Here is a 21,415-nt window from a genome sequence, read left to right as displayed (position 1 = left end):
CCCAAGGTAAGGGACTTGCGGGCAATCGGCTCGAATTTCTCTCCAGCACATGAAACGTATCGCTCTGTTTCTGCTCACTAATATTGCCGTGATGTTGGTGCTGTCGGTCGTCGCCAGTGTCCTCGGCGCCGATCGCTACCTCACCGCACAGGGTCTGAATCTTCAGGCGTTGCTGATCTTCAGCGCGATCTTTGGTTTTGGCGGTTCGTTCATTTCGCTCGCGATGTCGAAGTGGATGGCCAAGCGGGCGACGGGTGCGCAGGTGATCACGCAACCCCGCAGCTCGTCCGAAATGTGGCTGTTGCAGACGGTCGAGCGTCAGGCACGCACTGCCGGCATCAAGATGCCGGAAGTCGCGGTCTATGAGGCGCCCGAACCCAATGCCTTTGCCACCGGCATGAACAAGAATGCGGCACTGGTCGCAGTGTCGACCGGCTTGCTGCGTTCGATGAGCCAGGATGAGGTGGAAGCGGTCCTGGGACATGAAATCAGCCATGTTGCCAACGGGGACATGGTGACGCTGGCGCTGGTACAGGGCGTGCTCAATACCTTCGTGATGTTCCTGTCACGCGTGGTCGGTTACGTGATCGACCGTGCCGTGTTCCGCACTGAACGCGGCGTCGGTCCGGGCTACTACATCACCGTGATCGTGCTGCAGATCCTGTTCGGCATCCTCGCATCGATGGTCGTCGCCTGGTTCTCGCGTCAGCGCGAGTTCCGCGCGGACGCCGGCGGTGCGCATCTGGCCGGCAAGCGCAAGATGATCGCGGCGCTGCAGCGGCTGCAGGCGGCGCACGGGCAGTCGACCCTGCCGGAGCAGATGACTGCGTTCGGTATCAGCGGCGGCAAGTTCTCGAAGATGTTTGCCAGCCATCCGCCGCTGGAGGTGCGCATCGCGGCCTTGCAGCAGAGTGAATCGGCGCGCAAGGCGTGAATCACGGGGCCGGGTGAGCCGAGGGCGATCCCCGGTCTGGCGGATCTGGACACAGAAAGAGCGGCTGTAAGGCCGCTTTTTCTGTTTCTATCCGCGGACGTCGGCCGACAACAGCACAACTTCGGGCTCCTGCACGTGGTAGCCCTGGATGAAGTTCACGCCCATCTGCCACAGCCGTGCCATCACGTTGGCATCTTCGACATGGGAGACGATGATCTTGATGCCTTTCTGCTTGGCCTGTTCCATCAGTTCAGTCATCTTCTGACTGGTGACCTTGTCGTTGAAGTTGGCTGTGAACGAGTGATGGAATTTCAGGAACTGCATCGGGATGTGCTCGATGATCTGCGCCGAGTTCGAGCCAACGCCGAAGTGTTCGATCGCGATCTGGGCGCCATGCCCAATCAGCGCCTGGGTCAGCTGCTTGGCCTTGCGCACATGACTCTGCAGCACGACTTCCTGGAACTCGAACACCAGCTCGCCGGGGCGCAGCGGACGTTCCTTGACCTGCTCGCCGACCCACTCGGCAAACGCTTCGGCGTCGCGCAGGGTGTCCTGTGAAATCTTGATGAACAGGCTGGAGGCTTCCTGCGCGTTGTCGCGCTTGGCCTGAACCTTGAACGCTCGCGCCGTGACCCAGCGATCGATGGCCTTCATCAAGCCGAATTTCTCGGCAGCCTGGATGAATTCGGACGCGTGCAGTTCCTTGCCGTTCTCGTCGATCACGCGCACCAGCACGTCGAAATGCTGACGTGTATCGCCTTCGAGGCTGGCGATCGACTGATACGCCAATTTCAGGCGGTTGTCGTCGAGTGCCTTCTTGACCATTGCGGCCTTGCGCGCTCCCTCGCGTTCCTCCAGCGAGGATTTTGCCGTGGGTCCGAGATTGGCAAAGCGCTTGCCCCCGGAGGCGGACAGCTTGCGCGCATCGCGCACCAGTTCGGCAACCAGCGCGCCGCTTTCTTCGCTGCCGGAAAACGGGTAGGCGGCAACGGTCAACGACAGGTGACCCTCGTGGCCTGACGTATTGAAAATCTGGCGGCCGACCTCGCTGACCACGCGTTCGCCGAGCTGCTGGATATCGCCGATGTTCGGACGCGTGACGATGGCGGCAATCTCGTGAGTCGAGAAGCGGAACAGCAGGTCGCTCGACGAGAGTTGCGTCTTGATCCAGTCGAGACTCTGCTCGACCGCCTGCTCGGCGTCGTGCAGACCCATCCGCGTCTCGACACCACTGAAATCGTCAACGATGAACAGCAGCGCTGCGCGCTGTCCCTTTTGCTGGCCGGCGCCGGCAATGCTGGCGGCCAGACCTTCGAAGAATTCAAGCCGTCCGTTCCACTTGGGCTGCGCCGCATCGGAGACGTTCGGGCTTCCGGCGTCTGCGCGGATCAGCATCTCGATCAGCTGTTCGCCGTCGATCTGGCTCAGTGACAGTCGTGCGCTGATGGCGATGCGGTGGCCGTCGCGGTGTTGCAGGCTGCATTCCAGCGGTTTGCCGTCATTCTTGCCGCGCTGCAGCAGTTTCAGGTGTTCCTTCACCTTGGGGTGGTGATCGGCGATGACCAGATCCATCAGCGGCAGTGCGATCAGTTCGTCCGGCTTGTAGCCGAGCAACTGCGCAAATGCCGGATTGACCTGCGCGACGATGCCTTCCTGGATATGCGCGACCGCGTCATTGGTGCCGGCCACCAGTTCGCGGTGGCGCGATTCGAATGCGTCCAGGCGCTGTCTGACGGAGCGCAGCTCACGCAGCTGGCGATGCATTGCGAACTCGCGCAGCACCACCAGTTCCAGATGGCGCAGATGCCGCAGGTCCTCGTCGGAGACCTGATCGCGAGCGCCGGCTGCAAGCGCTGCAACTGTCTCTTCGGTGGTGAAGTCCTGGTTCAGCACCAGCACCGGCAGATCCGGGGACAGGCGACCGGCCAGCTCGATGACGTCGCGTACCGACGCCGAGCTGAGATTTTCTGCGCAAATCAGCAGGTCGGCGGCGCCACCCCGTAGGGCTTCGTCGGTATCTTCCAGATCGGTCAGCCAGGCGCAACGGATCGGGTGGCCGGCGTTGCGCAGGTAACTTTCGATCCGCTTGGCGACACTTTCCGACGCCGCGACGACCAGCACCACGCTGGATTGAATGGCGCCTGCCGTGCCGGAGGTTTCGATATGGTCTGCGGAATCTACCATCGGATCCAGGTTTTCGATTGTGCGCCGGGTTCCTCTCGGACCAGCCGAGGGACCAGATATCCGGGCAGGGCCGCGACCAGTGCACGCATCAACTGCTGCGCCTGGGTGTCGGACACTTCAAAATGCGCCGAGCCTCGCACCCTGTCCAGAAGATGGACATAGTACGGAAGGACGCCGCATTCTGACAGCCGTTCGGATAGCTCAATTAACGCGTCCGCCCGATCATTGACGCCGCGCAGCAATACGCTTTGATTCAGCAGCTGTACGCCGAGCTGGCGCAGCGGCTGCAAGGCGCGGGCGACCGAGGCATCCAGCTCCTGGGCGTGATTGGCGTGGAGGACCACCACTTTCTGCAGCCGGCTGCGCCCCAGCCAGTCCAGCAGATGCGTGTCCACCCGCTCCGGCAGCACGACCAGCTGGCGTGTATGCAGGCGCAGCCGACGGACATGGGGAATGTCTTCCAGCGCGTCAACCAGCTCAGCCAGCTTGTCGTCGGACAGGGACAGCGGATCGCCGCCGGACAGGATGACTTCGCCGATTGACGCATCCGCACGGATCGTCTGCAGCGCTTCGCGCCAGTGATCGCGTGCCGCCAGGTGTTCGCCGTACGGGAAATGGCGGCGGAAGCAGTAGCGGCAATTGACGCCGCAGGCGCCGGTGGCCATGACCAGCACGCGGCCATGGTACTTGTGAATGAGGCCGCCGCCGCGCGTCATGTGCAGGTCGCCGACAGCATCATCCACGAAGCCGGGGTGGTCCTGGTCCTCGGCAATCTGCGGCCAGATTTGCCGGAACAGGGGGTCGTCAGGGTCGCCTTTGCGCATGCGCGCCGCAAAGCCACGTGGTACCCGCAGAGGGAATTCACGCAGTGTCGTGGCGGCCGGCAGCGGCAGCTTGGTGTCGAGTTCGAGGTAGTTCAGCAGCTCGGCAGGGCGGGTAAACGCTTCGCGTAGCGCATGCTGCCAAGCGGGGGCATGCTGGCGGGGTAGGGGCGGGGACGTTATCATTCGCGCCGCATTTTGGCGGTCCGGTCGTATGTCCGGCAAGATCGTTTACATCGATTTACATTTCCAGATCAAAAACTAGAGCAGACCATGGCGTTCGTCAGTACCAACGAAATGAAGGCGGGAACCAAGCTCCTGATCGACGGTGAGCCGTACTCGGTGATCGATAACGAGTACCGCAAGCCCGGCAAGGGACAGGCCACCAACACGATCAAGATCCGCAACCTGAAGACCGGTCGCGTGCTCGATCGGACGCTCCGGTCGGGCGATACGCTTGAAGCGGCGGACGTCGAAGACACGGATATGCAGTACCTGTATTCCGATGGTCAGTTCTGGACCTTCATGGACCCGAAGTCCTTCGAGCAGATCCAGGCTGGCGAAGCGGCGATGGTCGATGCCGCCAAGTGGCTCAAAGGCGAGGAATCCTGCCGCGTCACCTTGTGGAACAGCGTGCCGCTGTACGTCGCCGCACCGAACACGGTGGAGCTGGAGATCGTCGAGACCGATCCCGGTCTGAAGGGCGATACGGCGACTGGCGGAACCAAGCCGGCCAAGCTGGAAACCGGCGCTGTGGTGCGCGTGCCGCTGTTCATCCAGCAGGGCGAGAAGATCAAGTGCGATACCCGCACGGGTGAGTATCTGAACCGCGCCGGCAAGTAAGGCGCGGTCAGCGACAGCAAAGGCCGCCTGCGGGCGGCCTTTGTGTTGGGGGAAACGGGTGACGGATTTGAATCCTGCTGAGCCGGTGTTGTCGTGGCAGCCGTCGGCGACGCTGGATGTTCTGCGCGCGCGGGCGGCGATGAACACTGCGATCCGTAATTTCTTCGCGCTCCGGACGGTGCTCGAGGTCGAGACCCCGGTGTTGTCCCGCTACGCGACAGTGGATCGTCATATCGACAGCTTTCGCACGCACACGGGTGCCTGGCTGCAAACCTCCCCCGAATTTGCGATGAAACGCCTGCTGGCTGCCGGCAGCGGGCCGATCTATCAGATCGCGCGGGTATTCCGTCGCGACGAACAAGGGCGGCACCACAATCCGGAATTCACCCTGCTGGAATGGTATCGCCCCGGGTTCGATCACCATGCGCTGATGGACGAAGTCGAGGCCTTGCTGCAGCAGTGTGTGTCGACGGCACTGCACTGCGAACGGCTCAGTTATCAGGATGCATTCCAGCGCCATGCCGGATTCGACCCTCTGGCGCTCGATGCCAAGGCGCTGGAGGCGCGCGCCCGCGACACCGGAATGGGCATCCCGGAGTCGCTCACTGCCGCAGAGCGAGGCGATGTCGATCTCTGGCTCGATCTGTGGATGTCCGCAGTCGTCGGGCCGCAACTGGGTCAGCAGACGCCAACATTCATCTACGATTTTCCGGCGTCGCAGGCCGCGCTGTCGCGTGTGCGGCCGGGCACTCCGCCGCTGGCCGAACGGTTCGAACTGTTCTGGCGCGGCGTCGAGCTGGCCAATGGCTTCCACGAATTGACCGATGCGGCCGAGCAGCAGCGTCGCTTCGAAGCGGATCAGGCCTGGCGACGGGACAATGGTCGGGAAGTGCCGCCGTTCGATCAGGCGCTGATTGGTGCGCTGAGTCAGGGTCTGCCGCCCTGTGCCGGCGTCGCCTTGGGCCTCGATCGGGTCCTGGCGCTGCATCTGGGCTTGCCGACGGTTGCTGCCGCGATCGCATTTTCTTCAGATCGTGCGTAATGATTTGGCTTTTTCTACAATGACCGCCTTGGCAGCCTTCGTCCCTCTCAGCACGAGCAGCGTCGATTGATGCCCGGCGGTGTCTTCCCGTCGAATGGTGGCAATGCACTATGCCGGCAACTTGTCCGCATAGGTGGCAGTCCCCATCGCCCCGCTGATCTTTGGAGATCGAGAAATGATCACCATACGAATCGAGGCGACAATTTCGATTGAGCAACTATTGACGTTCGCGCGTTGGTTTTTGCCGATCTTGTTGATGCTTGAGAAGTTGTAGTGGATAAGGGGGGGGCTTATGCCCTCCCTTTTTCGTTGGCAAGTTAGCCGCGCCAGAGATCCCAAGCAAAACGCAGGATCAGAACCGCGACAATGGTCACGAACAGTCGCCGTACGAACAGACTGCCTTTGCGGATGGCCAGGCGCGATCCCAGCGTGGCGCCGGCGACATTGAACATGGCCATCGGCAGCGCGATGTCGTAGCGGACGTTGCCGGCGCTGACGAAGTAGGCGAGTGCGGCAAGATTGGTGATCACGTTGACGATCTTGGCCGAGGCTGAAGCGGCCAGAAAACTGAAGCCGAACAGTCCGACGAAAGCGATCACCAGAAAGCTGCCGGTTCCGGGGCCAAAAAAGCCGTCATAGAAGCCGATTGCCGCGCCGACTCCCAGGCCCACCCAGATCTCCTGGCGTGCACTCAGGCGGGGCGCGTGCAACGCGCCGAGGTTCTTGTTCCACAGCGTGTAGACCAGCACCGCGATCAGCAGGATCAGGATCAGCGGCCGGAACGCTTCGGCTGGCAGCACGGCTGTCGTGCGTGCGCCGAGAAAGCCGAACAGCAGCGCGCTGATTGCTGCCGGCAGGGTCGCGCGCCATTGCAGCGGCACCCTGCGCAGGTACTGCAGCGTGGCCGAGGCGGTGCCCCAGATGCTGGCGAACTTGTTGGTGCCCAGCAGCGTGGCCGGCGCGACCTCCGGCAGCAGCACAAACAGGGCAGGGATCTGGATCAGCCCACCACCGCCGACGACCGCGTCAACGAAGCCCGCGGCAAAAGCCAGGCCGCACAGCGCCAGCAGTTCCGGACTCAAGGCGCCGTGCGGTCAGTGATTCTGCTCGAAGGCGGTTCAGAGCACCTTGCTGACGCTGCTGGGCACCTCGAAACGACGGCCGTCGAGCACGCGGTTGAGCAGCAGGGTGATCCACTGTCTCGACGCGGTCAGGCGCCGGATCACGATGTAGGTCTTGCCCTTGTCCTGTTCCAGCTCGTAGCGCTCGATCGTGACCGTAATCGGCGCATTTTCCCCACGCATCAACACATGCGCAGTAATGCAGCCGGCATGCGTGTCGACCGAACAATCCTTGACCTCGCCGTATTCGCCGAACTTTTCGTTGAAGAAGACCTTCAGGCCGACGCTCAACGCCGAGTCCTTCATGGCTTTGCCCATACGTCCTAGAACCATGTCGCCCTCACAGAATGTCCGAAGCGTACGCGGCAAGTCGCGACCGCTCGCCACGCGCCAGTGTGACATGCCCGCCGTGTGGCCATCCCTGGAAACGATCGACAACATACGTCAGACCCGAAGTCGTTTCGGTCAGGTACGGCGTATCGATCTGGCCGAGGTTGCCCAGACAGATCATTTTCGATCCCGGACCGACGCGGGTGATCAGCGTCTTCATCTGCTTTGCGGTCAGGTTCTGGGCTTCGTCGATGATGATGTAGCGGCTCAGGAAGGTGCGACCGCGCATGAAGTTCAGTGAACGGATCTTGATGCGCTTGGCCAGCAGATCGTTGGTCGCGGCGCGTTCCCAGTCTCCGGCGTGGCTGTTCTGGGTCAGCACTTCGAGGTTGTCCATCAACGCGCCCATCCACGGGGTCATCTTCTCCTCTTCGGTGCCGGGCAGAAAGCCGATGTCCTCGCCGACTGGTACGGTGACGCGCGTCATGATGATTTCGCGATAGCGCTGCTCGTCCATCGTCTGTGCCAGCCCCGCGGCGAGCGTCAGCAAGGTCTTGCCGGTACCGGCGGTGCCGAGCACGGTGACGAAATCGATTTCCGGGTCCAGCAGCAGGTTCAGTGCAAAATTCTGCTCGCGGTTCTTGGCGTGAATGCCCCAGACGCCGCTCTTGCCCGGGCGGTAGTCGCGCACCACGCGCAGCTCGGCAATATCGGCGTCGACGGCGGTAACGATCAGCTCAAGCCCACGCTCGGTTTCATCCGGAATATAGAGGAACTGGTTGACGTGCCAGTCCTTCACCAGAGGCCCCTTCAGGCGGTAGCAGGCACGGCCGCGATCGTCCTGCCAGCTCTCCATCTTGTCGCCGTGACTGCCCCAGAAGTCGGCTGGCAATTCCTTGTAGCCGGTGTAGAGCAGATCCAGGTCGTCCAGCACCTGGTCGTTGTGATAATCCTCGGTGTGAACGCCAATGATCGCGGCCTTGATCCGCAGGTTGATGTCCTTGCTGACCAGCGTGACCTTGCGTGTCGGATTCTTGGTTTGCAGTTCCAGCGCGTTGACCAGAATGCTGTTGTCGGGCTTGTTGCCGGGGACCAGACCGGGTAGCGAGGCGTCCGCCGGCCGCGTCTGGAAGAACAGGCGCCCGCTTGAAGCGCTGCCGCGGCTGCGGCCGTGGCCGACCGCGTTCGGATTGCCGTTGCTTGGGCGTACGCCCGGCAGCGGCAGCCCCTTTTCGATCTGCGCGTGATTGCAGCCATGCATCAGCTCGTCGAAATGGCGGCTGACCTGGCGCGCATTGCGCGCGACTTCGCTGGTGCCTTTCTTGGAGTTGTCGAGCTCTTCCAGCACCACCATCGGGATGAATAAGTCGTGTTCTTCGAAACGGTACAGACTGGAAGGATCGTGCAGCAGGACGTTGGTATCAAGGACAAAAATCTTGCGCTTGCTCATATTGGCGGAATGGCCTCGTGCCGCTGGCGGTGGGCCGCCGCGGTGGTTCGATTGGCGAGGAGGACAGCGAACCGGCCCGCAGGAGCGCGGGTGGCAATTGACCGGCTGTCGGAATACGTCGAAATGGTTCTGGCTTGATGTCTGATGAGACTGCGCCGGCAGATCCGGCGTCCGGTGTCGAGCCTAGCCCAAGTTATCGACGCCGAAAAGGGATTCTCAGCGTGGCCGAATCACGCTATGGTGCAAGGCGGTGTGGTAATCGCTACAGCGCCGCCAGCGTGTCCAGCACGGCTTGCGCATGCCCCTTGACCTTGACGCCACGCCACTGCGCGCGCAGCACGCCCTTGGTGTCGAACAGGAACGTGCAGCGATCCACGCCCAGATACTTGCGCCCGTACAGCGTTTTTTCCTTGATCACGTCCAGTGCCTGACACAGCGCTTCATCGGCGTCGGATATCAGCGCGAAGGGAAACTCGAACTTGGCTGCGAAATTCTCGTGCGAGCGCAGACTGTCACGCGATACGCCGATGACTTCAGCGCCCGCCTGCTGGAATTTCGGATAGAGGTCGCGAAAGTCCTGCCCTTCCTGCGTGCACCCAGGGGTGTTGTCCTTCGGGTAGAAGTACAACACCAGTGCTGCGCCTTTGAGCGCGCGCAGCTTGATCTGCCGGTCGCCGGTCGCGGGCAGGGTCAGGTCGGGAATCTTGTCGCCAATGTCGATGCTCATGTGTTCTCTGTCCGGTGCGGAACCGCTTGAAGCGGTACGACGGTACCGCGGCGCAGGGGGTCAGGTCTTGATCGGGTCGAGCATGCCGTCCGCGTTGAGGTCATCGCACAGATCCATGTACGACTCGCGCAGGGCCTGCGGGTGCTGGTTGACGGGTACATGCAGCACCATCTGCACGCTGGCCATCTCGGCGCCGGTGTAGGTCGACTGATATTTCATCGTCGAAATCTCGACCACCACGACGTCCTGGTGCTGGAAGAATTCGAGAATGTTGACCAGCAGGTTCGGATCCTGCGGGGCGACCACTTCAGCTGCATAGGGGCGGAATTCCGGATTGAACGGGCGCTGTTCGCAGCGCTCGTAGCGAACCTGCAGGTCCAGCTTTTCGGCTATACCGGGCAGCGCGGTTTCGAGGCGGCCGAGCGTGCTCCAGTTGCCGGAAACCAGCAGGTTGGCGATCAGGCGATCGCCGAGCTGCGCGATGCGGCAGTCCTCGACTTCGCCGCCGCGCTCGCGGATCGCCTTGAACAGTTCCAGCGGGACATTGCCTTTGGGCTTGCCGATCACTGAAACAGTCAGGAGGTTGTCGTTCTGGGCCATGGGTAACGTTGACTGGGAATCTGAGAAGTTTAAGTGCATTCGCCCCCGGGCGTAATGCCGGGGCGAATCCGTGCGTGCCAATGTCTCTCCCGGAGACCCAGTGCAGCAGCTATACTTGCGCCCTTTTTCAACCGCCGTAGACCCGTATGATCAAGGGCAGCATCGTCGCGATCGTCACCCCCATGTATCCCGACGGCGCCATCGACTGGGACAGTCTGCTGGCGCTGGTCGAGTGGCATGTGACCGAGGGCACTGACGCCATTGTCGCCGTTGGCACCACCGGCGAATCCGCCACGCTGGACGTTGACGAGCATATTGACGTCATCCGGCGTACGGTCAAGCAGGTCAAGGGCAGGGTGCCGGTCATTGCTGGAACCGGCGCCAACGCCACGGCTGAAGCGATCGAACTGACGCAAATGGCCAAGGACGCCGGCGCGGATGCCGCGTTGCTGGTGACCCCGTATTACAACAAGCCGCCGCAGGAAGGCCTGTTCAGGCACTACAAGGCAGTGGCGGATGCGGTTGCGCTGCCGCAGATTCTGTACAACGTGCCCGGACGCACCGGTTGCGACATGCTGCCGGCCACGGTCGCGCGGCTGGCCAAGCTGCCCAATATTGTGGGGCTGAAAGAAGCCAAGGGGGAGCTGTCGCGCATTCGTGAGCTGCTCGATGCGGACCTGGGTGACGATTTCGCAATCTACTCCGGCGATGACGCCACCGCCTGCGAGTCGATCCTGATGGGTTGCCATGGCGACATTTCGGTGACCGCCAACGTCGCGCCGCGACAGATGCATGAGATGTGTGCAGCGGCATTGGCCGGCGACCGCGTCCGTGCAGAACGTATCGATCAGGAACTTCGTGCCCTGCATCGCGATCTGTTTGTGGAGCCCAATCCGATTCCGGTCAAATGGGCGCTCAATGAGATGAACAAGATTCCCGCTGGCCTGCGCCTGCCGCTGGTTGCGCTGGATACCGCCCATTACGACACCGTTCGCGCAGCGCTGCGCACGGCAGGAGTGCTTTGATGACGTTCAGAGGGTTGACTGTGCTGTTGGTGGCGAGCCTTGCGCTATCAGCATGCGCCAGTAACCGGCACTGTGCCGGTGTGCAGCCGTATCAGGAATCCAAGACGCTGGTGATGCCGACAAACATCGACGGCCTGACCGTGCCCGAGTCGGCGTCTGCGTTGCGGATCCCGCCGCCGCCGGAAAAGCCGGTCGGATTCGGCATTGAAGTGACCGATCCCAAGGATCCTGAAGAAAACACACTGGAGTGCCTGGATTTCCCGCCACGGATGCCGGTGGAAGAAGCGGCGGCAGCGTCGACGCCGTCTCCAGAGCCTGCGGCACCTGCTGAAAAGCAGTAGCCCCCAGAATCGCTGCGAGCGGCTATAATTCGCCCCCCGCGCAGCCCTGCCTGCGCGGTCTTCATGTGGAGAGATGTCCGAGTGGTTGAAGGAGCACGCCTGGAAAGCGTGTATACGGTAACCCCGTATCGCGGGTTCGAATCCCGCTCTCTCCGCCAATTCAAACAAAAAGCCCCGCGAGGGGCTTTTTGTTTGAACAGGGTGCAAAATTCGAACCCGCGATACAGATCAATATGGGGTTCGACGATCGGCGTCAGCCGATTGATCGCGCGAAGCGCGACCCGAAGGGCGAGTTGCGTATCTGCGAGTCATCCCGCTCTCTCCGCCAAACAAATAGAAGAGGGCCCGTTTTTTTTTCTTGTTTCGACGAAGACAGGATTTGAACTCGCGATACAGATATACCGGGTTCGGGCGCCCGACTGGGCGCCGACGTCACCACGGTAGTGGAGCCTGCCCGAGCATTGACGTCGCCGCGCCGGCAACGCGATGCGACCGTGCGCCCAACAAAAAACCCCGCAAAATCCGGGGCTTTTGTGTACATCTCAACCTTGATGGTGCCGAAGGTGGGACTCGAACCCACACGCTTTTAACGGCGGCGGATTTTGAGTCCGCTGCGTCTACCGATTCCGCCACTTCGGCCCGGACGGCGACAGAGTGCTGTCGGGGGCGGCATTATATCCACGACGCGTCGCGCTGTAACCGCAGCGACAATACGATTCCTCAATTTTTTGCGACCTTACGATGCGCCGCAGTGATTTCCAGTACTCGCTCCCTGAAGAACTGATTGCCCAGCGCCCTGCCGAACAGCGCTCGAACAGCCGTCTGCTGCGCGTTGGGCCCGGCGCACTGTTGCAGGACCGCATGATTGCGGAGTTGCCAGAGCTGCTCGATGCGCGCGATCTGCTGGTATTCAACGATACGCGAGTGATTCCGGCGCGTGTGTTTGGTCACAAGCCGACCGGTGGCCGGGTCGAGATTCTGGTCGAGCGAATACTCGACGAGCGACGCTTCCTGGCGCAATTGGGTGTCAGTAAAAAGCCGCGCGCCGGAACCTTGATCATTGTCGGCGAGGACCGGCTGGAAGTGCTGGGGCGCGACGACGATCTGTTCGAACTGTCGTACTGCGACGACGGCGGAGTGCAGGCATTTCTGGAGCGCGCGGGTCAACTGCCATTGCCGCCCTATATCCGGCACCAGCCGGATCGTGCGGATCTGGAGCGTTACCAGACCGTGTTTGCGCGCGAGCCAGGTGCGGTGGCGGCGCCCACTGCCGGACTGCACTTCGATCCCCCGCTGTTCGAGCGCCTGGCGCAGCGCGGGATCGAAACGGCGATGCTGACCCTGCATGTCGGTGCCGGGACCTTTCAGCCGGTTCGTGTGGACGATCTGAGCGAGCATCGCATGCATGCAGAGCGCTTCCACGTCGGTGCGGCGCTCTGCGCCAAGATCGAAGCTTGTCGTGCGCGCGGTGGACGGGTGGTCGCTGTCGGTACCACCGTTGCTCGGGCCTTGGAGTCGGCGGCGCTGGCGCAGGCAACGGAACGGACCTTGAGTCCGGCTTCAGGCGAGACGCAGTTGTTCATTACACCGGGGTTTCATTTCCGCATCGTTGATGTGCTGCTGACGAATTTTCATTTGCCGGAATCCACTTTGCTGATGCTGGTCAGCGCATTTGCCGGCTATGAGCGAGTGATGGCCGCGTATCGTCATGCGGTCGAACAGCGCTATCGGTTTTTCAGCTACGGCGATGCCATGTTGATCGATCCATCCGAGGCGGGCGTAAACGCCGAGATCGCGGCGTAGTGGTCGAACCCGGATCCTGCGTGTGAATCCGGACAGTGCGGTCGGTCGTGTATCCTCGCGGTGGCCGCGCAGTTGTGTCAGATCCCGAAGCCGGCGAGGTGCAAGCAGTGCCTAGAAAGGTCAATCATTCCCTCGATTTCGCGAAGTGCGCCGGCTGCTGGTGCGTCAGTGCTGCCGCACTGCTGCCCCTGATGGCAGCCGCAGCGCCGTCCGACAAGGTGTACACCCTGTCGAGTAAGCCCGGTGAACTGGAGGGCGAGGTGCGTGGGGGGTATGTCTATGATCCAGGAGAGGTCGACAACACGCAGCAGGCGTACGTCATCGACCTGGGCTATGGCGTCACGCCGTGGTGGTTTTCCGAGCTGTTCGGGCAGTACAAGAAATTGCCGGACGAGAGCGGCAAGTTTCACAACATTGGCCTGGAAAATATCGTTCTGCTGAATACGCCGGGGCAGCACGCGATCGACGTCGGTCTGTACCTCGAATACAAGGTCGCGCTCGACAGTGGCGTGCCGGACCGGATTGAAGCGGGGCCAATGCTGCAGAAGCGTTTCGGCGGTGGGCAGGCCAACCTGAATCTGGTTGCCGGGCGTGACGTCGGTGGCGGTGCCAGTTCCGACGTGAGCTATGAATACCGCACGCAGTGGCGTCAGCCGCTAGCCGACGGGCTGGACGTCGGGGTGCAGGGCTTCGGTGAATTCGATGCCCATGCTCCGCAGAACTGGGGTCCGGCGGTGTTTGGGAAATGGGATTTTGGCGGCGAGCACCTGCTGGGCTACGACGCCGCGTTGCTGGCCGGGATTGGCGGCGACTCGCCGGACGTGATCCTGCGCTGGGCGCTGGAATACGAATTCTGAGTTGCGCGGTGAATGCCGCGTTAGCGGCGATTCAGTTCGACGCCGGAGGTGGCGGTGGCGTTGTGGTCCGGAGACGGGGAGGTCGACGCGTGCCAAGCTGACGTCCGATCCACAACAGGATATTCAGCAGACCGCTGACGGTGATGCCGCCGATCAGGCCGCAGATCAGTGCATCAGAGCTCAACGGCAATCCGGGCGTGAAGTCCTCCAGCGTTGCGCGTGCGATGTCGCGGTCGAGGTCTTCGCCCAGGAACACGAGCTTGTCGATCAGGCTGCTGCCACGTAATACCGTCAAGCCTGCGGTCATCCGCTGCAGACGGTCGCGATCGCGCTCCATCTTGCCGCCCATATCGCGCATCGCAGCTTTGTCGTCCGAATTGAAGTCATGAATCATCAGTCCCAGATCGCCGTCGTAGTGGGCGTCCGCACTGAGCTGATACTCGGCGACGCTGTCCGCCACAGCTTGGTGATAGCCCGCGTAACGCTGGGTGTAGTGATCGACAAACTGGGGGATTTGCAGAAAGACGAGCAGACCGGCGGTGAACAGCAGGCGGTCGAGCAATCCGGTGATCAGGTTCATGCGAAGGCCCCGGGAGTCGATGCTGGCGGCAGTGCCTGCGCGGCACGCTAGCGTGGGTCCCTGAGGCTGTCAAAAGTCCGGTGTGTTTGCGCGACGGAGTGTCCGTGGGACAATTCGCGGCCTTGCATCCAGGCCGTCTCTCTTTGTCGATGAAGTTCGAGCTCCTCAGTACCTCTGCCGCCGCACGCCGTGGCCGTCTGATCTTTGACCGCGGCAGCGTGGAAACCCCGGCCTTCATGCCGGTCGGCACCTATGGCACGGTAAAGGCCATGACGCCGGAAGAGCTGCGCGGCGTCGGCGCGCAGATCATCCTGGGCAACACCTTTCATCTGATGTTGCGGCCGGGCGAGCAGATCATCCGCGAACTGGGCGGTCTGCATCGCTTCATGCACTGGGACGGACCGATCCTGACCGACTCCGGCGGCTTCCAGGTCTGGAGTCTGTCGGAGCTGCGCAAGATTACCGAAGAGGGCGTGAAGTTCGCGTCGCCGATCAATGGCGACCGCATCTTCCTGACCCCGGAGCGCGCGATCGAAGTCCAGCACGCACTGGGCTCCGATATCGTCATGCAGTTCGACGAATGCACGCCGTATCCCGCGACCGAAAAACAGGCGCGCAAGTCGATGGAACTGTCAGCTCGGTGGGGCGCACGCTGCAAGCAGGCCCATGCGGACAGCCCGCATGCACTGTTCGGCATCGTCCAGGGCGGCATGTATCCGGAGCTGCGCAGCGAATCGCTGCAGCGGTTGACCGAAATCGGTTTTCACGGCTACGCGGTCGGTGGGCTGTCGGTCGGAGAGCCGGAAGTCGAGCGGCTGACCGTGCTGGATGCGATCGGTCCGCAACTGCCAGCGGCGCATCCGCACTATCTGATGGGGGTGGGAACACCGCGTGATCTGGTGCAGGCGGTGGCGCGCGGCATCGATATGTTCGACTGCGTGATGCCGACGCGTAATGCGCGCAACGGTCACCTGTTCACCAGCCAGGGCGTGATCAAGATCCGTAACGCGGCGCACAAGGCGGACCCGAATCCGCTGGATCCCGAGTGCGATTGCTACACCTGCAGCCACTATTCGCGGGCGTATCTGCATCATCTGGACCGTTGCAACGAGATCCTCGGGTCGCGTCTCAACACGATTCACAATCTGCGCTACTACCAGAACCACATGCGACGGATTCGCGAGGCTATCGAGGAAGATCGCTTCGAGACCTTTGCGAAGGCGTTTCTGGACTCGCCGGCGGGCGCGCCGTCGCGCAGCAAGCAGGCTCCGGTTCAGCTCGCTTGAGGTGAGGTGTCGACGCTCTCCGTGCCGGATGGTGCGGCCGAGGGGGAATCCGGAAGAGTGTCATCGCCAGGGGTGGCTGGTGGCTCTGCCGTGGAATCCACTTCGGGTGTCAGCATTTCCAGTGCGGTTGCGGTGGTGCGCACCATCGGCATGAACTCTGATGGGTACGGCTCGCTGACCTCCTCATCGGGCAGCTGACGATTGACGTAGATCCCGAGTGCGACCAGCACCACGGCGAAATGCACCAGCAGCCCCAATGGGCCGATCCAGTGCATCCAGCTGCCGGCCAGCGCTGGGCCCATTGCGGCGCCGATGCCGTGCATCAGCAGCAGGGTGCTGGCTCCCTGCAGCACGTGTTCGGGATCGAGGCGATCGTTGGCGTGGGCGACGCTCACCGGGTAGATCGTGAAGCCGAAGCCGCCGAACACGAAGATGCTGGCCAGCAGCAGCGGCATTGCGATCTGCGCTGCCAGTCCGGCTGCGAGTGCGGCCAGCGCGCCGGCTGCAGCGATCGCGGCCAGCACAAAGCGGCGGTCGTGGCGGTCGGACAGGCGACCGATCGGCCATTGCAGCGCGGCTCCGCCGAGAATCGCCGCCGTCATGAATGCGGCGACGCCGGAACTGCTCAGGCCCAGATGTTGAGCAAGCACCGGCGCCATGCCCCAGAACGCGCCCATGGCAAGGCCTGAGCCAAAGGCGCCGGCGACACCCGCAGGGGAGTCGCGGAACAGGCGCCGCAGGCCGAGCTTGGGGGCTGCCACTGGCTGCGGCTGGGCCAAGCGGGTCAGCGTGATCGGCACCAGCGCCAGCGACATCAGTACCGCGACCAAGCCGAACAGCTCGAATCCGGTGGGTGCGTACAGCAGCAGCAGGCCCTGCCCCAGCGCCAGCGCCAGGAAGTTCACCACCATGTAGGCGGCAAAAACCTGGCCGCGATGCTCGTTCGGCGCCTGTGTGTTGAGCCAGCTTTCCAGCACCATGTAGAGGCCCACCAGACAGGTGCCGGTGATCATGCGCAGGCCGGCCCATGCCCACGGCGTGACGAAAATGCCGTGGAGTACCGGCATGCACGATGCAATCGTCGCGAACAGGGCAAAGGCGCGGATGTGACCGACGCGGCCGATCGCCAGCGGGCAGGCATAGGTGCCGATCAGAAAACCGACGAAATAGGCCGACATGATCAGACCCAGGGTCAGATCGGGAAAGCCTTCGGCGGCGCCACGAACGGCGAGCAAGGTGCCAAGCAGACCGGTGCCGGTGAGCAGGATGGCGACGCCCGACAGCAGCGACGAGATCGGTAGAACGGCTCTCAGCATGGCGGGAGCAACACGATGGGGAAGGCGGGCATGCGGTATGGATGCCTATTGAAACCCAGATCGCGTCGCGCCGCTGCATGCGGCGCGACGCGCTTCGTCAGGACGCTTCCTGTTCCTGCGGAATTTCCGGCAGCGGCGCATGGACGGCGTCGAGGAAGTCGTCGCCCCAGCGCTTGTTGTCGAAATGGCTGACGATATCGAACAGCTGGCGCATTCGTGTGCGGGCTTCGGCACGCGACATGTTCAACGCGAGGTAGCAGGCGCTGGCCAGATCCTGCGGATCGTGAGGATTGGTCAGCACCGCACCTTTGAGTTCTGCGGCGGCGCCGGCGAATTCCGACAGCACCAGAACGCCGCGTCCCCCGGTCATGCCCTGGACCGCGACGAATTCCTTGGAGACCAGATTCAGTCCGTCACGCAGTGGCGTGATCCACATCACGTCCGCCATGGCGTAGTACGCCACCAGTTCTTCGAACGGGATTGCGCGGAAGAAGAATTGCAGCGGAATCCAGCCGACGCGCGAAAAGCGGCCGTTGATGCGGCCGACGGCCTGTTCGATCTGATTCTGCAGTTGCTTGTAGATCGTCATCTCGCGCGCAGCAGGAACGCAGATCGTGATCAGCGTGATCTTGCCAATCAGCTCCGGATGCGCATCGAGCATGCGCTCGAACGCGAGCAAGCGTTCCAGCGTGCCCTTGGTGTAATCGAGCCGTTCGACCGACAGCAGCACGCGGGTGCCGGACAGGTCGCTGCGCAGCTGCGCCATGCGTTGGCGAACGTCCTCGCGCTGCAGGAGAGTCTGCACGCGCTGAGTGTCCAGGCCCACCGGATGCGCGCCGAGGCGCACGACGCGGTGACCGGCCTCGATGCATGAGGCGTAACGGTCCAGGCCAGTGGCGCAGCCGTATGTGAGGAAGCGCGGCGCCGCACTTTGCTCTTCGAGTACACGCATCGGTACGGTACCGCGAACCACGTCGACGAAATTCTCGACCTGACGCGGAATATGGAATCCGATGTAGTCACACTGCAGCAGGCTTCCGATGATCGCACGGCGCCACGGCACGACATTGAATACGTCGGCCGACGGGAAGTAGGTGTGATGAAAAAAGGCGATCTTCAGGTCAGGACGCAGTTCGCGCAGCGCGGCCGGCACCATCCACAGGTTGTAGTCGTGCAGCCAGACCGTGGCGCCCTCGGCTGCATCGACCGCGACGCGTTCGGCGAACTTGCGGTTGACCTTGAGAAACACTTCCCAATGGTCCTCGCGAAAGCGCGCGCGCTCCCAGAACGTGTGCAGCAGCGGCCAGAACGCTTCCTTGGAGAAGCTCTTGTAGAAGATGTCGACTTCGGACTTCGACAGCGGGACCCGGGACACCGTCAGATTCGGATGGCGATCGCCATCGAACGAGGTGTAGTTCTCGAAATTCTTGTTGACGCGCGGATCGTGGACGGCCCATGCAACCCAGGAGCCGGGGCGTCCGTCGTTGAAGAAGCTCACCAGCGTCGGAATGATGCCGTTCGGTGAGGCGGGGCGCCGTCGTTTGACCTCGCCTTTCTCGATCACCTCTTCGTACGGCGTGCGGTGATAGACGATCAGCAATTCGGCCTTGCCCGGCGCCATCGCCGGAGTGCGGTGCAGCTGCATGCCGCGTTCACCGAGGAAGCCGAAGTGTTCGATGGCTTCGACGATGCCGCCGCAGCCGGGGCGCTCGGCGTGCAGCACGCGCGCGCGACCGTGTGTCGCTGCGAGCAGTCCTTCCTCTGACTCGCCGACGCAGACGCCCTTGAAGCCGTGCTCGTACATCGCCAGATCATTCAGCGTGTCGCCGGCGACCAGGACGTCGTCTTCGTCGATGCCGAGCTGCTCGATCAGGGCCAGCAGGGTTGAACCCTTGTTGACGCCGGTGGGCAGGATGTCGAGATAGCGTTCTGCCGAATACAGCAGTTCGCAACCGAGCTCGCCGATGACGGATGCGAGTTCGGGACTGATGGCGTCGAAGCTGCAGTAGTAGGAGCAGCGCCGCTCCTGTGGCACATCCTGGCGCTCAAGTCCGGGGATGTCTTGCAGCGCGGTGGTCACCGCCTGCTCGCCGGGCCAGCGTGCGTCGATCTGGGCCTGCAACGGCTGTAGCGGCTGCAGGGTCGTGGCGTCGATCACCTGGACCACGGTGGCGCCGACGTCGCAGATCACGTAGTCGGGCTGCGGCAAGGTCGGGTCGGACAGCAGCGACAGGACAGATTCCAGGCCGCGTCCGGTGACATACGCGAGCTTGATGGCCGGATGCGAGTTGATCAGTTGATAGAGCCGAAGGCGATCTTCGGCCGGGCCTGCGAGAAAAGTGCCATCCAGATCGGTGGCAAGCAGCATGCGCGGTCTCCCTGTGAGTGAAAGCGGAGCGCGCCGACATCAGCCGACGGGCAAGAAGTCGGGATGATACCACAAGTGCAGCTAACTTATTGATCTGTGCAGGAAATGCGGCGTTTCAGGGGGGTGGAAAATGGCTGAAAAGGGGACATTTCAACATCTGTCCGCTGCTTGCTGCGGGCCCGTTGATGATTGCATGTGGGCTGTTCGGAGCGGATCGTTCAGCGCGTCAGGTCGGCCCATACCGCGGTTTCCAGATAATCGTTTTCCAGAACATCACCACTGCCGGGAGCCAGCTGAGATCCGGTGGTGCGCAGTTGCTCCCGCGGCGCATCCGCGGTGACCCATGGCGCCAATCCGACGAATTCGGTCTTCTCGCCCTGGAACACGCGGTAGGCCTCGACGTCGCTGGCCTCGTCGAACTCCAGGTTGCCGACGTAATGGCGCTGCGGCGCCTGCGCGCCGCGTTGGGTGATTGCAGTCTGGCCGTCGAACGGCAGATCCAGCAGATTGCCGACCAGATGCGCGGTGACGTTGTAGCGAAAGCCCACCGTCGGTTCTGCCACCGTGCGCCAGGTTGATGCCATCCATTCCAGCGGCTGCCAGCCGCCTGCCTGGTCGACTGCCCAGCGTCCGGGGTTGGCTTCAGCCTGGATCACGACGTCGACGCCAAGCGCGTCCATGCATGGCATGTAGCTCAGATGCACGTCGGCGCAGGGCTCGAAGTCCGCAGGGCGTTGGCCGAAGTCGTAGCCCCATTGAAACGCCGGCAGCGAGGTGGCGAAGCCGAGCTGAAAGCCTGCGAGGGAATAACCGGCCGCGTTGCTCAGCGCGGCATCGCCGCTGGACGGACCTTCGTCCAGGCCAAGCACCGTCAGTTCGATGTCCGTCAGCGGGACCTTCTGGTTGCGGAACAGCAGATTGGTTTCGCCGCGGGCCGCATCCGGATGGACATCCTGCGGGCCCCACAGAAACGTGATGTTGCCGACCTCGGCGTCGCTGGCGATGTAGACCTCATCGACGTCGGCGAGGTCCGGATCGCCAAAGACGGCGATATCGGCGGGATCGGATGACGCCGTGTAGCGCGCCTGGTTGTTCGAGGCGACGACGTAGACGCCGTAGTCGCGGGCGATGTCGGAGAAGGTTTGCGAGAACGCGCGTGCAAACGTGTCGGTGGCCGCCACCAGCACCGCTTTGCGCGGGTCGATCAGCGGGAATCGCAATTGATACGCCAGCACCTGCGGCAGATACGCAGTATTCAGCAAGCCCAGCGCCGCCACGATCCCCAGCGGGGCGGCGTCGCCCAGTGGCGCACCCAGCGGTGTCTGCGCTTGCGCACGCACGACTGTGCCGCGCGATCCTGTGGCCAGGGTCATCAGGCCCGCGTCTTCGTTGTAGACCACCAGCATCGGCAGGTCGGAACGCATCTGCGGTACCGCATGGTCCTCCATCAGGCAGCGCATCTTGGTGCGGAAGCTGGCGTAGTCGATGACGTGGCGGATCTCCTGCTTGTACTGCATGGCGACGACGCGCAGCTTGGCGCCATCGGCGGCCTGGCCGCTCGCGGGCGCCCAGCGTGCCGGACGCAGTTCGGCGCAGGTTTCCGCACTTGGGCGATCAATGCCCGGCGCAAGTTGTGGGCCGCCACCCGCAACAGCGGACGGCGACGCGTTGTCGCTGCTCGAGCAGGCGCTCAGCGCGATGCACAGCGCGAGCAGTGTCCAGTGGCGCAGTCTGCTGCCAGATTCCGACATGAATGGCTTCCCTGTGAACTGTGTGCGATGTTAAGA

At 62.7% G+C, this 21,415-nt stretch carries 19 protein-coding genes and 2 tRNA genes; 9 read left to right on the top strand and 12 right to left on the bottom strand.

Annotated features, from left to right (window positions below):
- Window positions 1-49 precede the first annotated feature (49 nt).
- The gene (gene htpX, locus E4T66_RS10695; protein WP_136849004.1) at window positions 50-934 is read left to right on the top strand and encodes a protease HtpX; all 885 of its coding nucleotides are present in this window, start codon (window positions 50-52) and stop codon (window positions 932-934) included.
- 87 nt (window positions 935-1,021) lie between these two features.
- On the opposite strand, the gene E4T66_RS10690 is transcribed toward htpX, so the two are convergent.
- Window positions 1,022-3,118 carry an EAL domain-containing response regulator gene (locus tag E4T66_RS10690; protein ID WP_136849003.1) on the bottom strand — a complete coding sequence of 699 codons (2,097 nt, stop codon included), beginning with the start codon at window positions 3,116-3,118 and terminating at the stop codon, window positions 1,022-1,024.
- A complete protein-coding gene (gene epmB, locus E4T66_RS10685; protein ID WP_136849002.1) occupies window positions 3,112-4,125 on the bottom strand; it encodes an EF-P beta-lysylation protein EpmB in 1,014 nt (337 codons plus the stop codon). The genes E4T66_RS10690 and epmB overlap by 7 nt, the downstream gene beginning before the upstream one ends.
- Window positions 4,126-4,212: 87 nt before the next feature.
- On the opposite strand from epmB, the gene efp reads away from it, so the two are divergent.
- Window positions 4,213-4,782, top strand: coding sequence for an elongation factor P (gene efp / locus E4T66_RS10680; RefSeq protein WP_136849001.1), 570 nt, complete (start codon window positions 4,213-4,215; stop codon window positions 4,780-4,782).
- 58 nt (window positions 4,783-4,840) lie between these two features.
- Window positions 4,841-5,824, top strand: a complete 984-nt coding sequence (epmA, locus tag E4T66_RS10675) for an EF-P lysine aminoacylase EpmA (RefSeq protein ID WP_248679620.1) — start codon at window positions 4,841-4,843, stop codon at window positions 5,822-5,824.
- Between the two features lie 317 nt (window positions 5,825-6,141).
- Here the strand turns inward: epmA and E4T66_RS10670 are convergent, their stop codons facing one another.
- From E4T66_RS10670 to E4T66_RS10650, 5 genes are all read right to left on the bottom strand, one after another.
- The gene (locus E4T66_RS10670) at window positions 6,142-6,906 is read right to left on the bottom strand and encodes a sulfite exporter TauE/SafE family protein (protein ID WP_136849000.1); all 765 of its coding nucleotides are present in this window, start codon (window positions 6,904-6,906) and stop codon (window positions 6,142-6,144) included.
- 36 nt (window positions 6,907-6,942) lie between these two features.
- The gene (locus E4T66_RS10665; RefSeq protein ID WP_136848999.1) at window positions 6,943-7,278 is read right to left on the bottom strand and encodes a hypothetical protein; all 336 of its coding nucleotides are present in this window, start codon (window positions 7,276-7,278) and stop codon (window positions 6,943-6,945) included.
- Between the two features lie 7 nt (window positions 7,279-7,285).
- Window positions 7,286-8,725, bottom strand: coding sequence for a PhoH family protein (locus E4T66_RS10660; protein ID WP_136848998.1), 1,440 nt, complete (start codon window positions 8,723-8,725; stop codon window positions 7,286-7,288).
- Window positions 8,726-8,987: 262 nt separating this feature from the next.
- Window positions 8,988-9,452 carry a peroxiredoxin gene (locus E4T66_RS10655; RefSeq protein WP_136848997.1) on the bottom strand — a complete coding sequence of 155 codons (465 nt, stop codon included), beginning with the start codon at window positions 9,450-9,452 and terminating at the stop codon, window positions 8,988-8,990.
- 60 nt (window positions 9,453-9,512) lie between these two features.
- Window positions 9,513-10,052: a glycine cleavage system transcriptional repressor gene (locus tag E4T66_RS10650; protein ID WP_136848996.1), complete on the bottom strand. Its 540-nt coding sequence runs from the start codon at window positions 10,050-10,052 to the stop codon at window positions 9,513-9,515.
- 146 nt (window positions 10,053-10,198) lie between these two features.
- On the opposite strand from E4T66_RS10650, the gene dapA reads away from it, so the two are divergent.
- From dapA to E4T66_RS10635, 3 genes are all read left to right on the top strand, one after another.
- Window positions 10,199-11,077 (top strand): 4-hydroxy-tetrahydrodipicolinate synthase, encoded by an 879-nt coding sequence (dapA, locus tag E4T66_RS10645; protein ID WP_136848995.1) that lies wholly within the window; start codon window positions 10,199-10,201, stop codon window positions 11,075-11,077.
- Window positions 11,077-11,418: a hypothetical protein gene (locus E4T66_RS10640; protein WP_136848994.1), complete on the top strand. Its 342-nt coding sequence runs from the start codon at window positions 11,077-11,079 to the stop codon at window positions 11,416-11,418. The genes dapA and E4T66_RS10640 overlap by 1 nt, the downstream gene beginning before the upstream one ends.
- Before the next feature lie 67 nt (window positions 11,419-11,485).
- Window positions 11,486-11,576 (top strand) — tRNA-Ser (locus E4T66_RS10635).
- A gap of 394 nt (window positions 11,577-11,970) precedes the next feature.
- On the opposite strand, the gene E4T66_RS10630 is transcribed toward E4T66_RS10635, so the two are convergent.
- Window positions 11,971-12,057 (bottom strand) — tRNA-Leu (locus tag E4T66_RS10630).
- Window positions 12,058-12,159: 102 nt separating this feature from the next.
- On the opposite strand from E4T66_RS10630, the gene queA reads away from it, so the two are divergent.
- Entirely contained in the window at window positions 12,160-13,221 is a 1,062-nt protein-coding gene (gene queA, locus E4T66_RS10625; protein ID WP_136848993.1) for a tRNA preQ1(34) S-adenosylmethionine ribosyltransferase-isomerase QueA, read from the top strand.
- A 107-nt stretch (window positions 13,222-13,328) separates the two neighbouring features.
- The gene (locus E4T66_RS10620; protein ID WP_136848992.1) at window positions 13,329-14,078 is read left to right on the top strand and encodes a hypothetical protein; all 750 of its coding nucleotides are present in this window, start codon (window positions 13,329-13,331) and stop codon (window positions 14,076-14,078) included.
- Window positions 14,079-14,109: 31 nt separating this feature from the next.
- Here E4T66_RS10620 and E4T66_RS10615 read toward each other — a convergent pair whose 3' ends face one another.
- Window positions 14,110-14,658: a DUF2937 family protein gene (locus E4T66_RS10615; protein ID WP_136848991.1), complete on the bottom strand. Its 549-nt coding sequence runs from the start codon at window positions 14,656-14,658 to the stop codon at window positions 14,110-14,112.
- A 149-nt stretch (window positions 14,659-14,807) separates the two neighbouring features.
- Here E4T66_RS10615 and tgt point away from each other — a divergent pair, with 149 nt between their 5' ends.
- A complete protein-coding gene (tgt, locus tag E4T66_RS10610) occupies window positions 14,808-15,944 on the top strand; it encodes a tRNA guanosine(34) transglycosylase Tgt (protein WP_136849097.1) in 1,137 nt (378 codons plus the stop codon).
- Here the strand turns inward: tgt and E4T66_RS10605 are convergent.
- The 3 genes from E4T66_RS10605 to E4T66_RS10595 form a co-directional block, all read right to left on the bottom strand.
- The gene (locus E4T66_RS10605) at window positions 15,932-17,260 is read right to left on the bottom strand and encodes an MFS transporter (RefSeq protein ID WP_136848990.1); all 1,329 of its coding nucleotides are present in this window, start codon (window positions 17,258-17,260) and stop codon (window positions 15,932-15,934) included. The two genes, tgt and E4T66_RS10605, sit on opposite strands and share 13 nt — an antisense overlap.
- A gap of 97 nt (window positions 17,261-17,357) precedes the next feature.
- The gene (gene ggpS, locus E4T66_RS10600; RefSeq protein WP_136848989.1) at window positions 17,358-19,628 is read right to left on the bottom strand and encodes a glucosylglycerol-phosphate synthase; all 2,271 of its coding nucleotides are present in this window, start codon (window positions 19,626-19,628) and stop codon (window positions 17,358-17,360) included.
- Window positions 19,629-19,846: 218 nt separating this feature from the next.
- On the bottom strand, window positions 19,847-21,379 hold the full coding sequence (locus E4T66_RS10595; protein WP_136848988.1) for a hypothetical protein: 1,533 nt from the start codon (window positions 21,377-21,379) through the stop codon (window positions 19,847-19,849).
- Between the last annotated feature and the right edge of the window lie 36 nt (window positions 21,380-21,415).

Source organism: Sinimarinibacterium arenosum, from assembly GCF_005047655.1.
Lineage (GTDB): Bacteria > Pseudomonadota > Gammaproteobacteria > Nevskiales > Nevskiaceae > Solimonas.
Note: the sequence above shows the minus strand (reverse complement) of the source record. Positions and strands in the feature narration are given on the sequence as shown.